Origin of the sequence: Pedobacter sp. (assembly GCF_035566355.1) — a bacterium.
Lineage (GTDB): Bacteria > Bacteroidota > Bacteroidia > Sphingobacteriales > Sphingobacteriaceae > Pedobacter.
The window spans coordinates 1-15607 of the sequence record NZ_DATMRL010000159.1 but is presented as its reverse complement, the minus strand read 5'-3'; the positions used below and the strand labels follow the sequence as shown (position 1 = coordinate 15607).

7 protein-coding genes and 1 pseudogene are annotated in these 15607 nt (G+C 42.4%); 6 read left to right on the top strand and 2 right to left on the bottom strand.

Annotated elements, in window-relative coordinates; translation table 11 throughout:
• Together VNZ46_RS06300 and VNZ46_RS06295 are read right to left on the bottom strand one after the other, a co-directional pair.
• Positions 1-920 (bottom strand): PAS domain S-box protein (locus VNZ46_RS06300; protein ID WP_325559248.1); only part of this gene is annotated, 920 nt, incomplete at its 3' end.
• Between the two features lie 143 nt (positions 921-1063).
• Positions 1064-2113, bottom strand: a complete 1050-nt coding sequence (locus VNZ46_RS06295) for a GntR family transcriptional regulator (RefSeq protein ID WP_325559247.1) — start codon at positions 2111-2113, stop codon at positions 1064-1066.
• Between the two features lie 271 nt (positions 2114-2384).
• Between VNZ46_RS06295 and VNZ46_RS06290 the strand changes: the two genes are divergently transcribed.
• From VNZ46_RS06290 to VNZ46_RS06265, 6 genes and pseudogenes are all read left to right on the top strand, one after another.
• A complete protein-coding gene (locus VNZ46_RS06290; protein ID WP_325559246.1) occupies positions 2385-4940 on the top strand; it encodes a beta-glucosidase in 2556 nt (851 codons plus the stop codon).
• Positions 4941-5007: 67 nt separating this feature from the next.
• Positions 5008-8196: a TonB-dependent receptor gene (locus tag VNZ46_RS06285; protein WP_325559245.1), complete on the top strand. Its 3189-nt coding sequence runs from the start codon at positions 5008-5010 to the stop codon at positions 8194-8196.
• A 10-nt stretch (positions 8197-8206) separates the two neighbouring features.
• Complete coding sequence (locus VNZ46_RS06280) at positions 8207-9814, top strand: RagB/SusD family nutrient uptake outer membrane protein (protein ID WP_325559244.1); 1608 nt, start codon at positions 8207-8209, stop codon at positions 9812-9814.
• 25 nt (positions 9815-9839) lie between these two features.
• The gene (locus tag VNZ46_RS06275; RefSeq protein WP_325559243.1) at positions 9840-10721 is read left to right on the top strand and encodes a DUF5017 domain-containing protein; all 882 of its coding nucleotides are present in this window, start codon (positions 9840-9842) and stop codon (positions 10719-10721) included.
• 10 nt (positions 10722-10731) lie between these two features.
• Positions 10732-13356, top strand: a complete 2625-nt coding sequence (locus VNZ46_RS06270) for a glycerophosphoryl diester phosphodiesterase (protein ID WP_325559242.1) — start codon at positions 10732-10734, stop codon at positions 13354-13356.
• 91 nt (positions 13357-13447) lie between these two features.
• Positions 13448-15607 (top strand): annotated as a pseudogene (locus VNZ46_RS06265) (hypothetical protein); the annotation flags it as partial.

Sequence of the window (15607 nt, the reverse complement as noted above, 5' to 3'; positions counted from 1 at the left end):
ATTTGCATATATCCCAACACTGTGGTCAGGGGTGTTTTCAATTCGTGGCTGGCTATAGATAAAAAGTCGTCTTTGCGCTGTTCAATAGCTTTTCGCTCTGTGATGTCTTCTATGGCCAGAAGGATTCTGTCCTTAAACTGACCTTCAAATTCTACACGGTGAGCATTCAGTAACATCAGTTTTTTACCAATGTGCGGAAATTCATGTTCGACCTCGTAATCCAACACCGGATTATTTGTCGGTAGTATTTCGAGCATCATCTTTTTGAGCTCAGGAATATTCCACTGTCCGTTACCCAATTCATATAGCAGCTTTCCTTTGGTCTCATTTATAGAGACTTTAAAGGTATTCAGGAAATGATTGTTAGCACTTAATATGTGATAATCCTTGTCCATGACCAGCAAACTTTCTCTGATGGTTTCTACTATACTTGAAAGATATTCTTCGCTTTCTTTCAGCATTCTTGTACGGTCCAAAACTTTGCGTTCTGTCTCTTCGTAATTCATTTCCAGCGCCTGTTCTACCTTTCTTCTCGCCGTGATATCATTTTGGATGCCAATAAAATGGGTTGCTTGTCCTTGTTCATTTTTTACGGCAGATAGGTAGAGTTCATTGTAAAACAATTGGCCGGATTTCGTATAGTTGCGAAGTTCGACTACGCAGTTTTCTCCCTTCGATATCGCACTCTGTATTTTGAACCTCGCTTCCTGGTTTCGGTCTTTATTTTGTAGAAAACGGCAATTGTGTCCTATAATTTCTTCTCTGGAGTATCCTGAAATCCGTTCAAATGCCGGATTACAATAAATAATTGGGTTATCGGGCAAAAGATTGTCGGTAATGACAATTCCTGTATTTGCAGATTCAAGGGCTTTAAACAGAACAAATTGGTCTGGTATAATATGTTTGATATTTACAGTCATTAAAAATATAACGGTCTAAAATTGAGATTTGTTTATTGTTTTTGAAAAACAAGTATACAAAAGTGTTGCCGTTTTTATAAAAAATGTTGTATGATCTCATTATACCCTTTTAAGTGTCCCTAATTAATATGGAGTTTATAACTTTACAAAGAGTTTCTTAAAATAACCTTGGCCGGATCACGCATCTGGACCACTTCCTTGGTCAATATGGCTTTAGCTGCTTCTTCTCCCATTTTATTAAAATCAGTACTGATCACTGTAATCCCATTTTCCAATACTTCTTTTACCGCAGTGTCGTTGTAAGAGATCAATCCAACATCCTTTCCCAGTTTCCAGTTGTTTTTTCTGGCCAGTTTAATCACGGCTACATCATCCTGATCGTACCGGCTAAAAGTAATATAAGCATCCCCCTTTTTACATAGCGATTCATTTACTGTATGATAGATCTTATATTTTTTCTTTTCCGATTTGCAGAAATTTTCGAAACCTTTGATCACTTCTGTTGCATGAAAAGCCTCAAGTGGGGCAATTAATACCATTCTTGAATATTTTTCCAATTGGGGCATGAGTTCTGTAAGGGATTCAAAGATATCGGTTTTATAATCCTGATAAATGCAGGTATAATCCCCCTTCAGATCTTCTTCACGGTAGTCTAGAATAATCCTTTTCTGCGCTGGGATTCGGTTAAGTACTTCTGTGGTGTTGCCATGAAGAAAAGTGGTAATAACGAAATGAGTGTAGTTTGCCAGATTTTCATCTACCAGTTTTTCAAATACCTTAAAATTATGGTTATGAAAATACACATCTACATCAGCCTGGTCCTTAACTGCAGCGAGGAATGACTGATATACTCTATCTCTGAGCACATTCATCTTGTCCAGGATCAGGCAAATACGGTATGGATGGTACTGTGCTTTTTTCTTGACATAATAACCTTTCCTGTACTCAGATTCAATAATGCCTTTTTCCGATAGATAATTGAGGCCTTTTAGAGTCGTTTCTTTACTGATCTTTAATTTTTCAATCAACTGGTTTAATGAAGGTAGCCTATCGTTGATCTTTAATTGATTGGTCTCAATAAGATGATTGATATACTCTGCTAGCTGAAGGTACTTCATCCGGTGTGCGGAGACCGGGGATGGATCTGCTTCCGCTATTTTCGAATCATGGACCGGATCTGAATGATTAGACATAGATTTTTTTCTGTTAAATAATGTGGTGCAAAATTAATTGATATTTCTGAATTATGATCAAAAAAACCGACCAAACCAGACCAAATAAGAAAAGTTCACTGAAAAAATGATTTGATTGATCATGAAATTGAATTTGTGGAGGGTTAAAACTGTTTTACAATCATGTATGTGGCTTTTTTAAGAAAAATTAAAAAAAGTTTGAAAACTAATAATATTTCCTATTTTTGTTTTGTCTAGTACAAAACCAAACCAGACCAAACCAAATATAACTGTGTATAGAAACCGAACTAATTTCTCTTTATGGGTAAACAGAAGACAAGACTCAAAACTATCTTTGAATTTGTCCAGTTTCATTTTCCTTTTATTATCCTTTCACTTTACTGCTGTTCGTGCACAAGTATATAAAGATCCAAAAGCACCCGTGGAAAACAGGGTAGAAGTATTACTTTCTCAAATGACATTGGTGGAGAAATTGGATTACATTGGTGGTTTTAAAGGCTTTTACATTAGGCCGGTAGAAAGATTAGGACTACCTGAGATCAAATTGACAGATGGGCCGGTAGGCACCCACAAAGATGGAAAAGCTGTAGCTTATCCTGCCAGTATCTTGTCGGCCGCAACCTGGGACACTACCCTGGTCAGGAAGCTTGGGAAAGAATTGGGCCGGGACTCCCGGGCCCGCGGAGTACATATACTACTTGCGCCAGGTGTCAATATCCTAAGGGCTCCTATGTCTGGCAGAAATTTTGAATACTTTAGTGAAGATCCATTTCTGAATTCCCGGATTGCCGTAAATTATATTAAAGGCCTGCAACAAGAACGTGTTGTAGCCACAGTAAAACATTATGCTGCTAATAACCAGGAGTGGGACCGGAACAATGTGAGCTCAGATCTGGATGAACGTACACTTCAGGAAATTTATTTACCTGCTTTTAAGGCTGCCGTTCAGGAAGGAAAGGCAGGTGCGGTAATGAATAGTTACAATCCTGTTAATGGTATCCATGCCACGCAGAACAGTTACCTGAATAACGAGATTCTGAAAAAAAGCTGGGGTTTTGATGGATTTGTGATGTCAGACTGGTCCTCTACCTATAACGGTGTTGAAGCAGCAAATGGCGGACTGGACCTGGAGATGCCCAGGGCAAGCCGTATGAATAGCAAGGATCTTTTAATTGCAATTAAAGAAGGTTTGGTAAAAGAAGAAGTGATCAACGATAAAGTCCGCAGGATCTTGCGCATCATCTTCAGGTTTGGATTCTATGATCGGCAGCAGCTGGACACAACCATTTCCAAAGATAATCCTGAAGGGGCAAAAACGGCACTCGACCTGGCAAGAGGAGGGATCGTACTGTTAAAAAATCAGAACTATGTTCTTCCGCTAACAGAAAAGGTAAAGACACTGGCCTTAATCGGACCAAATTCTAATGCCTATATTGCCGGAGGTGGAAGTTCTTATACTTTTCCTTTCCACTCCGTTTCCATTCTTGAAGGAATCCACAACTATTCAAAAGGTATAAAAGTAATCCATGTTCCCGGGTTACCGGTATTGTCCAGTCTTGTTGCTTCATCTAAATTTTTTACAGATCCTGCTGCAAGAAACCGGGGCTTAAAAGCCGAATATTTCAACAACATCAAATTAGAGGGTAATCCTGCGAAAATTGCAACCGATACGATTGTCAGCATCAACAATGGCTGGCATATCGCAGCGGAAGGCAAGGGGATTCCTTTTGACCATTGCTCGATCCGGTGGACGGGTTTCATAAAACCGGAAAAGACAGGGGCTTATCGGTTTACCGTGAGAGGATTTGATGGCTTTAGACTGGAAGTTGGAAAAGAAAAGGTCATCGATCTTTGGAAAGAGCAGGGGATCACCACAAAAAGTATTGTCCTGCAGCTTACAGCCGGCCGGGAATATCCGGTAAAACTGGAATATTATGCAAATACACATCCTGTCGACATTAGTTTTGCTTGGCATCCGGATGTGCTGGATTTTTCTCAAGCCATTCTCGCAGCTTCAAAAGCCGATGCCGCCATTGTATGTACAGGCTTTAACGAAAGCAGTGAAAGGGAAGGGAATGACCGGTCGTTCGAGCTTCCTGAATATCAGGACAGCCTGATCAGTACCATTTCAAAAGCGAACCCTAAAACCATTGTGGTACTTAATGCCGGAGGCAATGTATACATGGAAAAATGGTTGCCCAAAGTTCAGGGCCTGATCCATGCCTGGTATCCAGGACAGGAGGGCGGAACCGCAGTAGCGGAAATTCTTTTCGGAAAGATCAATCCAAGTGGAAAGCTCCCTGTCAGTTTTGAAAAAAAATGGGAAGATAATCCTGCATTTTCCAATTACTATGATCCTGGCCATACCAAAAGGGTAAACTATAAAGAAGGCTTGTTTATAGGGTACCGTTACTATGATTCCAAAGGAGTACATCCGATGTTTCCTTTTGGTTTCGGATTGTCTTATACCTCTTTTCAATATTCCGGTTTAAAGGTGAATGTTTCTGATCAAGGAGGAAACCCGGAGGTAACGGTCCGTTTTCAGATCAAAAATACCGGACAGAGGGATGGTGCGGAAGTAGCTCAACTTTATATCAGACAACTGTTAAGTCCTGTGCCAAGACCTCATAAAGAATTGAAAGGTTTTTCAAAGGTATTCCTCAAAAAAGGGGAAATCCGGACCATTACGATTAAGCTTGATCACTCTGCCTTTTCTTATTATAAAATCAATACCAGGAAATTTGGATATGATCCCGGGGCTTTTGAAATCCTCATTGGCTCTTCTTCTAAAGATATTCATCTAAAAAACACTTTTCTTATAAAATAATATCATTAAATACTGATCTGCAAAGATGTACGGATCAATACCATTAATTATACTAACCAAATATGTAATGAAATTCTACTTTGTATTTATTTGCTCTATTCTGGGTTTGCTGCATGTGCATGCGGCAAAATATCCTGGACCTGATTCTTCAACTACCTATTCTTTTGCCGGTAAAAAACCACCCCGGCCAGAAAGGTCTGTATTAACTCCAGTTACGGGAATGGTGACTGACGAGAAAGGTGAACATATACCTGGCGTTACCGTTAAACTAAAAGGAACAACTACCGTTACGCAGACCGATGGCAGCGGTCGGTTTAAACTTTCTATCGCCGAACTGAGAGGAACCCTTGTTTTTTCTTATACAGGTTTTATCACTAAAGAAGTGCCTTTAACAGCGTCCCTTGTTTATCATGTGAAACTTTTTCCTGATCTGAATGCTTTGGATGAAGTGGTGGTGGTTGGCTACGGAACTTCTACCAAAAGGGACCTTACCGGATCTATAAGTCAGGTGAAGATGGAAGATCTTCAAAAAGCACCAGTTGCTTCATTTGAAGAGGCATTGGCCGGAAGGGTTGCCGGGGTCCAGGTTTCTGCTTCTGACGGACAGCCGGGCGCAGGTCTTCAAATTTCAATACGGGGAAACAATTCCGTAACACAAAGCAATTCGCCCCTATATGTGATCGATGGTTTTCCTATAGAAGACCCTGCGAACAATGTAATCAATCCCGCGGAAATAGAATCTATTGACATTTTAAAAGATGCATCTGCAACGGCTATATATGGTGCCAGGGGGGCCAATGGGGTAATTATTGTGACGACTAAAAAAGGAAAGATCGGACCTCCAACCATTACTTATCAGAATTATTTCGGATTTCAGCAAAACCTGAAAAAACAGGAAATGATGAACGCCTACGATTTTGTGAAATATCAGCTGGAGTTTAATCCAGACGTGTATACGCCAATTTATCTGAAAGATGGAAGGAATCTGGACTACTATAAAAATGTGGAGAGTATAAACTGGCAGGATAAAATATTCAGGACTGCCCCTGTGCAGAACCACTTTCTATCTATGAACGGTGGAACCGATAAAACCAGGTATTCGGTCTCTACTTCTATATTGGATCAGGGTGGAATTATCCTGAACAGTGGTTTTAAAAGATACCAAGGTAGAGTTGTATTAGACCAGACCGTTACGCCTAACCTTAAAGTAGGGGTGAATGCCAACTATTCTTACACCAAAACGTACGGGACTATCGCTGCAGAAAGGAATGTTAGCCCCACTGCCAGCTTAATGTACAGCGTTTGGGGATACCGTCCAGTCACCGGTGACCCTTTGAAAGACGATCAGCTCCTGACGGAGCCTTTTGACCCGGATGTAAACCCTTCGGCTGAGTACCGCATCAATCCAGTCATATCCACACAAAATGAATACAACCCTTCTTTTGTGAACGCTTTACAGGCCAATGCTTATGGAGAATATACGTTTCTGAAAAACTTTACTTTCCGTACATCCGGTGGGATCACTAAAAGAAGTACCAGAAAAGAGATCTTTAACAACGCCAACACACGTGCCGGAAATCCGCTTTCCAGCAGTAATGGCATCAATGGCTCTATCAACAATATCGATATTACAGATCTGCTGAATGAAAATACGCTGACCTTTAAGAAGACCATCAACAAAGTCCATAATATCAACGCCCTGGCCGGATTTACCCTGCAGAAAACAAGCGGTTTTACCTCTGGTTTCTCAGCTACTCAGCTCCCTAATGAATCATTGGGTATTAGTGGTCTGGATGAGGGTATTCCAAACCGATTAACTTCCATGAGGACAGAAGCCACGCTGATGTCTTTTCTGACCCGGGTTAATTACAGCTATAAATCCAGGTATCTCTTCACGGCTTCCTTAAGGGCAGATGGTTCTTCCAAGTTTGCAAAAGGAAATCAATGGGCCTATTTTCCCTCTGGGTCTTTTGCCTGGACGCTCAGTGACGAACCTTTTATGAAGTCGATTCCATATGTTTCCAACGCCAAATTGAGGACCAGTTATGGGTTGACAGGGAACAACAGGGTTAGCGATTATGCAAGTATGTCTACCCTGCAGATCATTTCCTCTTCTGGTTATAATTTTAACAATTCTCCATTTATTGGCAGTATCCCAAATCTGTTGGGAAATAGAAACCTAAAATGGGAAACGACAGCCCAGGCAGATATTGGTTTAGATGTAAACCTGTTTAAAGACAGGGTTTCTTTAACCGTTGATTACTATGATAAAAAAACGTACGACCTCCTGTTGAATTCTTCGCTTGCACCTTCCCAGGGATATCTGACCGGAATCAGGAATGTTGGTAAGGTAGGTAACAAAGGCTGGGAATTTACAGTCAATACGGTGAACATCCAGAATAAGAACTTCACCTGGAGTACCAATTTCAACATTTCTTTCAACAAAAATAAAGTGATCAAACTGGCAGAACAGGATCCGTCTATTTTATCCAGGATTACCTGGGGAAATTTCAATAATGCCTATCCGTACATTGCATTGCCCGGTCATCCGATCGCTCAGTTTTATGGTTACGTATGGGATGGGGTATACCAATATGCCGATTTTAATCAGCAGGCCAATGGAACATATGTCTTAAAAGACAATATACCAAATAACGGCCAATCAAGGGCAACCATACAACCCGGATTTATTAAGTATAAGGATATCAATGGTGATGGTATGGTCAACAGTTTTGATCAGACCATTATCGGGAATCCTAATCCTATACATACTGGTGGTTTGTCCAATAATTTCAGTTACAAGGGGTTTGATCTGAATATTTTCCTGCAATGGTCTTATGGTAATGATATCCTTAATGCCAACCGGATTGAATTTGAAGGCGGTGAAAACCGGAGTGCTTTAAACATGTTTGCTGCTTATGCCAACCGGTGGACCCCTGAAAACCAAACCAACGACTTATACAAGGTCTATGGGCAGGGACCAATGGTGTATTCGTCCAGAACTATAGAGGATGGTTCTTACCTCCGTCTTAAAACAGTTGCTCTTGGTTATTCATTTAAGACTGCACTGCTCAAAAGAATAAAAATAAAAAGTCTGAGGGTATATGCATCGGCGCAGAACCTGTATACCTGGACCAATTATTCCGGACTTGATCCGGATGTTTCCACCTGGCCTTCGGCACTTACGCCGGGCTTCGACTGGTCGGCCTACCCGAAGGCAAGAACGCTCACTTTTGGACTTAACCTTACTTTATAATCAATAAGATATGAAACGTTTTATTTATTTAATGTGCATCGCTTTACTTTTTCCAATCTTTTCCTGCAAGAAATTTTTGGATACTTCACCGCTGGATTTTAAAACTCCGGAAAACTATTTCAGTACCGAAAGTGAGTTGAATACGGCCTTAGTTGGTGTATATAACAAATTACAGGATGAAAGATTATACCGCAGGGGTTTATTTACCTATCTGGCGATCAGTGATGAGTTTTTTTATAGAAATGTATCCACCAGCTCTCTGTTTGTACTTGATTTTGATGCGGCACAAGTGGATGTCGGACGGTTTTGGGAAGCCTGTTACCAGGGCGTTGACCGCGCCAATGCCATCCTTGAAAATATACAAAAACCAGTGATGGACGAGCAAAAAAGAGGGGTTATCAAAGGAGAGACCCTATTCTTAAGGGCTTATTTCTATTTCCTTTTGGTAGACAACTATGGCGGTGTACCACTGAAATTGACTTCTACCAAAAGTCCGACAGAGAAGCCCTTGAAAAGAGCAACGGTCAAAGAAGTCTACGATCAGATCCTGCTTGACATGACAACTGCTTATGCATTGGTACAGGATATTAAAAAAGATCCTGCTGATCAAACAGATGCCGGGCTTACCTATAGTGAGCGTGTCACCAAATCTGCAATCGCAGGAATCCTGGCAAAAGTCTGCCTTACCATGGCGGGCGAGCCCCTAAGAGACCAGACCAAATCTGCTGAAGCTCTAAAGTGGTCTGAATTGGTGATCAATTCTGGCCGGCATATGCTCAATCCAGATTATAAGCAGATTTTTATCAATGCAGCTAAAGACATCTACGATACCAAAGAATGTATCTGGGAGATTGGTTTTTATGGCAACAATACCGGTAATGCTCAACAAGGTGGTACCCTGGGAATTACCAATGGTATCACCAGCACGGACCTTGTTGATCCTGGTTATGCTACAGGAACCATCAATGCTACGGGCAGGATGTACAATTTATACGATGCTACAGATGCGCGCCGCGACTGGTGCATTGCACCTTTTAAATATGTTACCGCCAACAATAAAACAACTACTGTGGCATGGACAGCCGCGCAGATCTATGACCGGAATATTGGCAAATGGCGCAGGCAATATGAAACGGTTATGCCTAAAACCAAAGATTTCAACTCGGTCGATTTTCCTGCCCTTCGTTATTCAGATGTACTGCTGATGTATGCAGAGGCAGCCAATGAAGTGAATGGCGGACCTACATCAACCGCGGAGTTGTATCTGAACCAGGTGAGAAGAAGAGGACATAATAAACCTGTAGGTGCTGCAGATCCAGTTGTCGATGTGACCAGTGGTCTGGGCAAAAGTAAATTTCTAGAGGAACTTCAAAACGAAAGGGCCAGGGAATTTGCATTTGAAGGGATGAGACAGCACGATTTAAAACGCTGGGGGCTGTATGTTTCCAAAATGAATAGCCTGGCTGTAGAGATCAATGCCAGTGCCCCATCAACATGGAAGTATGCTGCCTCTGCCGGAAAAAATGCAACGGATAGAAACCTTCTTTTTCCAATACCTAACTCAGAATTAGTCCTGAACCCTAATATAGGGGTCAATAATCAAAATCCGGGCTGGTAATTATTTATCATTTAGATCAGAATATATGAGATACTTTATTTTCTTCACTGCAGGCTTGCTTATTTTACTCTCTTCCTGTTCAAAGGATCATGTAGATACACCTGTATTTGATGTATCTACGGATGCACTCACCTTTAAGGCCGGATCGGCCATTACGTTCAGGTTCTCCGGAAATCCTGATAATCTGACTTTTTATTCTGGTGAAGAGGGAAAAAAATATGAATACAGGAACCGTACGAGTCAGCCAGGCAAGCTCCAGATTCAGTTTACTTCCCTGGTACAATCGGGAACCAGGAATAACCTGTCTTTATTTGCCACAACAGAGATCAGCGGAAAGATTGATTCTGCTGCCGTAAAAAATGTAAAATGGACGGATATCAGCAGCAGGGCAACTTTTTCGACCGGGGCAGACAATACACCATCGGGTGCTATTGACTTATCCGATTTTTCTGACTCGGGCAAACCGGTTTCTGTGGCTTTCAGGTATACTGACGTAAAAAGTACCACTGCTCAGCAGAACCGATGGGTGATCCGGACTTTTAATGCCAGTGCCGTTCGTGACGGCTCCTCAAGCCCCTTGGCCGTGATGTCTGATGCAGGATGGGTAGGAGTTAGCTTTAAAAATCCACTGGCTATATGGACCATTACCTCTGCACAATTGTTAATGTCTGGCGGGGGTGTTGGTGCAGACGACAATGAAGACTGGGTGATCTCTAAACCGCTCGATCCAACCTCCATTAAATCTGATGTGGGCTATGTACTGAAAAACATCAGTTCTCCAATAGCTGATTTTACTTATACGTATACCAAACCGGGTATCTATAAAGTGACTTTCCTGGCTTCCAACCGGGTGGATAAAACTGCGAAAGAGACCGTTAAAGAAATGACACTGACTATTGAGCCATAACACAAATAAGATGTTTAAAAGCCGATATAAATCCTTTATCAAAGAACTGACCTTTCAGGCTCTGCTGCTTCTTTGTATGTCGATGGTTTTAACCATTCATAGCAGCTGGCAAAAGGACGACCCCGTCGTATTGAAAGGAGCAGGGTTAAATTTGCAATGGAAACGGAATGCGAAAGGATGGCATCTGGCAAAGATTGCGGTTAAAGGTAAAGAAAGCTGGATAAATATGCCTGTGCCTGATGGCTGTTATACCGTGCTGTATTCTGATGTACAGCCAGATACAACACAGGCCATCTTCTATAAAGATGGTAAAAAGATCAATTTTCCGGAATCGGTTTACCGTTACCCATCGGTTTTATGGAAAGAAGTAACAAAGCCTGTGCAGATGAATACCGCTGGCCAGGTCTGGAGTTTCTATCCCAATCATATGACCCGTGAGAAAAATGGTTTAAGTTTTTCGGAAGAAGGTAAAGCTGCAGCTTTGAAAGCTTTTTGGCAAATAGATCCCAATTATCCCGGTGATATTCAGGTTAAACTGGTTTTAACAGCTAAAAAAGATGGCTACTTTTCCATGGCAAGTCCGACGGTCACAGCGATCCCACAAGAGCAATTGGCCTGGGGCCTTATTCCCGGATATTTTCAGGGGGCATCGCTGGAAAAGGACTTCATCAAAGCTTATGCCTATGGGCAAGGGATTCCAGACCAGCCTGTATTGGTCAGAGAAAGGGCTGCAAGTACGCTTTCCCCTTTAATTAGCTTAAAAAACGGGACCACTATTGCTGTAATCCCGGAACCTGGTACCGGACGTGATCCCTGGGCAAAAGATAAAAATACACACAAGGACTGGCTGCTGGGCATGTCTCTGATGAACAGGTCCTCACAGCTCTCCCCAACCGCTTATCATCCAATATTGGGAGAGAAGGGCTCTTTTCTTAAAGCAGGGGATACCATTAGCTTCTCTTTCAGATATACCATACGGTCTGAAGGTTGGTATCCTGTATTTAAGCATGCAGTTAATGATGTTTATCATTTTAAAGATTTTTTAAGCTTGAAACAAACGCAGCAATCGCTCACGGAACGGGTACTTGCAATGCACAAATATGTTGCAGATCATCAAACCTCTATGTGGCGCACAGAAAGCTACAAAGGTTTAACCATAGGGGCACAGGCATATCTTGGAGGGGTATTGGGGGCAGATAAAGATGCGATGAAAAACTCTGATTACGGCGCAATGTGGATGCTTTCGAGAATTATGAACGATTCTGTCCTGCTGAAACAACGACTGCCTTTCGCCCGCAACTTTAAACTGCTCCAGCAGCAGGAAGAGCCCGGCTTTTTTCAGGGAGCGGCAGTTGGACAGTATTTTTTATCAAAGAAAAAGAAATTTACCGAAGAGTGGGGTCCCTATGTAGAGCCTATAGGTCTGACCTATTATACCATGATGGATATTGGCAATATTCTGTTGTTCGAACCTGGGGATAACCAACTTAAGGCTAGATTAAGACAAGGTGCCGAACGGCTGCTGCAATGGCAGAGACCAGACGGAGGATGGGCTGTGGCTTATGATCGCGCATCTGAAAACCAGATGTTCACTGAACTTGAGGACCTGCGGCCGACTTTCTATGGATTAGTGGTGGCTTACAGGATTCTCGGAGATCAGAGGTATCTGGATGCCGCTTGTAAAGGCGCAGACTGGTATATCAAAAATGCGGTGGAAAAAGGACATTTTCTTGGTGTTTGCGGCGACGCCAGGTTTGTTCCAGATTTTGCCACTGTGCAAAGTGCACAGGCACTGATGGATCTTTATGATCTCAGCAAAAAAGAAACGTATTTAAATTCAGCGGTGCAAACGGCCCGTTTTTATACGACTTCTATTTATACGCACCCCATCCCAAATAAAGAAATAAAAACGGTTAAAGGCATACGCCGCGAAGATTGGGAGATCAGTCAGGTGGGTTTAAGTTTTGAGCATGGTGGCAGTATAGGTTCTGCAAATTCCCTGGGGCCGATCTTACTGGCCAGTCATGCCGGTCTGTTTGTAAGAATTTTTCAACTGACCAAAGACTCCATTTACCTGGACATGGCACGTGCGGCAGTATTGGGAAGGGATGCTTTTGTAGATCCGAAAACAAATGTAGCTTCCTATTACTGGCAGGCCATGAATTCCGGGCCAGGCAGTTTTCCGCACCATGCGTGGTGGCAGATCGGATGGATTACCGATTATCTCCTGTCGGAAGCTGAAATGCGTTCTCAGGGCGGAATCAGTTTTCCAAGGGGATTTATTACACCCAAAGTAGGTCCCCATGAAAGTTATGGTTTTGCTCCGGGACAGGTTTACGGCATTCCTGCCTCACTGATATTAAGTGATGGTATGCTGAAAGCGGATAGCCCTTATCTGGACTATGCAGAAGCGATTAACCGCGACCAAAAGAAATGTTTTCTAATTCTGATGAACAGTAGTGATCAAATTTTGAAGACTCAGGTTCATTTTGATCCGGAAAAGATTCCTGGTGTTCAGGTAACAGGCATAAAAAAGGCTGTATTTATGAAGTCACAAGAACAATTGTCTGCTAAAGGTTCATGGACAGTGGAAATCGGGCCATATTGTTTAAGAGTTATTGAAATAAACTATTAAAGATGAAACCATCATGGACAAACACTCACAAATAGCGATGAATATTGCTCATGATAGCTTCATTCCAATTGAAAAACAAATTTATATTCCAATGAAAAAATTAAACGCAATCAGCTATCTGCTTATGCTCAGTTCGATGGCAATCTTTGAGGTTCTTACTTCAGGAAAAGCTATGGCGCAGACCGGACAAAATTATTTCATCCAGGCTGAAGATTTTCAGTTCCCTGGAGACTGGACGATAAGTAAGGAAACGGGGACAAATGTCTTGGGAAAAGGCGCTTTATTGGCTTCCTCTTCTAAAGATCCGAAGTCCGATGCTTTTACGGTGATCAAAATCACAAATGCAGCCAACTACGTAGCCTGGACCAGATCAAGGGACTATGCCCAAAACAGCCCCGGGACCCGGAGATATCGTTTGATCTGTAATGATCAGGACATGGCATCTGAATCAGGAAAGCACCTTCAGGATGGTTATCGCTGGGAAAAAGTAGGTGTGGCAAGTCTGCAAGCTGGTAATAACTTGCTGAGGTTAAAGAACACGACCTTAGGCTTTGCTCGCTGTGATGCTCTATTTTTCACAACAGATACGGCCTTTAACCCAAATGATGGCAATGTAAATCTCCAGCCATTTTACATTACTCCGGTGCAGGTTAATGAAAATCATGCCGTAGTAAATGCGCCCGCGCCATCAGTGGTTGGGGTAAATGAAACGGTAATTGGTACCCTGGCTAATGACCGGATCAGGTTAAGTTTTAAACAGGCAACAGACAACGCAGGTAAAGTCCGGATCGCTGCGGTAACGGAAGTTTTTCAAGATGGGCAGTGGACTGGCGTCGGTCAGAATATAGAAGAACACAGGGTCTTCCTGGTTAAATCCAAAACCCCGAAAATCAAATTCACAGAATATTATGCTTCCTGGAAGGACTCCGTCAGTATAAGTACGTTCACTGTAAATGGAAAAACCTATCAAACCTTTGATCAGATTGGCTTCAGAAATCCTTTCCTTTCCGGAAAACTTTTATTGTGTACACCTTCTTCGGTGACGCAAACATCTCCGGGTGAACTTGCCGTAACGTATACGGCAGCAGATGGAACGCAAGTTACGGGAACATGGAAATTAAAACCTGGAACGGCTCATTTTGAGCTGGCTTTACAATATTCAGCCACGGAAGATGGTTTTTACAGTTTTGGAACTTCCGCCTTCCAGGGTGTCCCGGATGGCAGTGTGAAAAATGTACAGCTTCCGCCAATGTTCAACTATAAACGGATAACTGAGTTTCCTGTACTGGTTCCAGGGGCAATGACCCCACAACCTTTGGCCATCGTAGAGCTCACGAAAAATAACAAGCCGCTGAGCCTATTTGTAACAGGTTCTTTGACTGACTTTTCATTAGACTGGGCGCAGGACACGACCTCCCGTATTGGCTTTTTGTTAAAAGGAGAGCTCAATACGATTCAGCCTGCTGCATTTGCACCGCTTCTGGGACTTACGGATTCTAAACTTTTAAATGGAGAGACATTAAAGCGGACATTTAATATTGGTGCAGTTTCAGGCAACTGGAATGCTGGACTCGAATACATTTCAAATAACATTTATCAGGTAAAGGATTATCGCCTGCAAGATTCTACCTCCCTAACAAATGCTGCATTTAATATCATCGATCTTATTAAAAATGACGATGCTTCAGGATGGGATACTGCACTGAAAGGTTTTTATGATATAGAAGCTGAACCGAAGATCTCACCAACAGTTGCACAGGCTGCACCGCTGGCCGTTATCTCTGCGGCAGTGCTAAACCGGGATGAAGATCTTTACATCAGACGTGCGCTACCTACCATAGAATACACCTTGTCCCGTAGTGCCTTCAGGTGGGCAAGGGCCATGGGGGAGCCTTTTAATCTAACTCCGGCCTCAATGGAGCTGAACCCCTATAAGAACATCCAGTTCAATACGGCTTATTTTGAAGCTTTACATCAGCTGCTGGGCGGGAAAAACCCGTGGTTAACACAAGTAGCCATGCCAGGGGGGCTGCCCAGAAAATCTGCAGGTTATTCTGTAAATATTCCTGACTGGACGCAGGAACTGGCATCCTACAAACTAACAAAGGATTCTTCGTGGCTCTCCAAGGCCGTTTTACATGCCAAAGATTTCCTCCAAAAAGAGGTATATGCCTCAAAGACCAATCTATTAATGGTCCAGTCTTTTTACAACACATCCTTTTATCCATATTGGTGGGACCTGATGGATTTG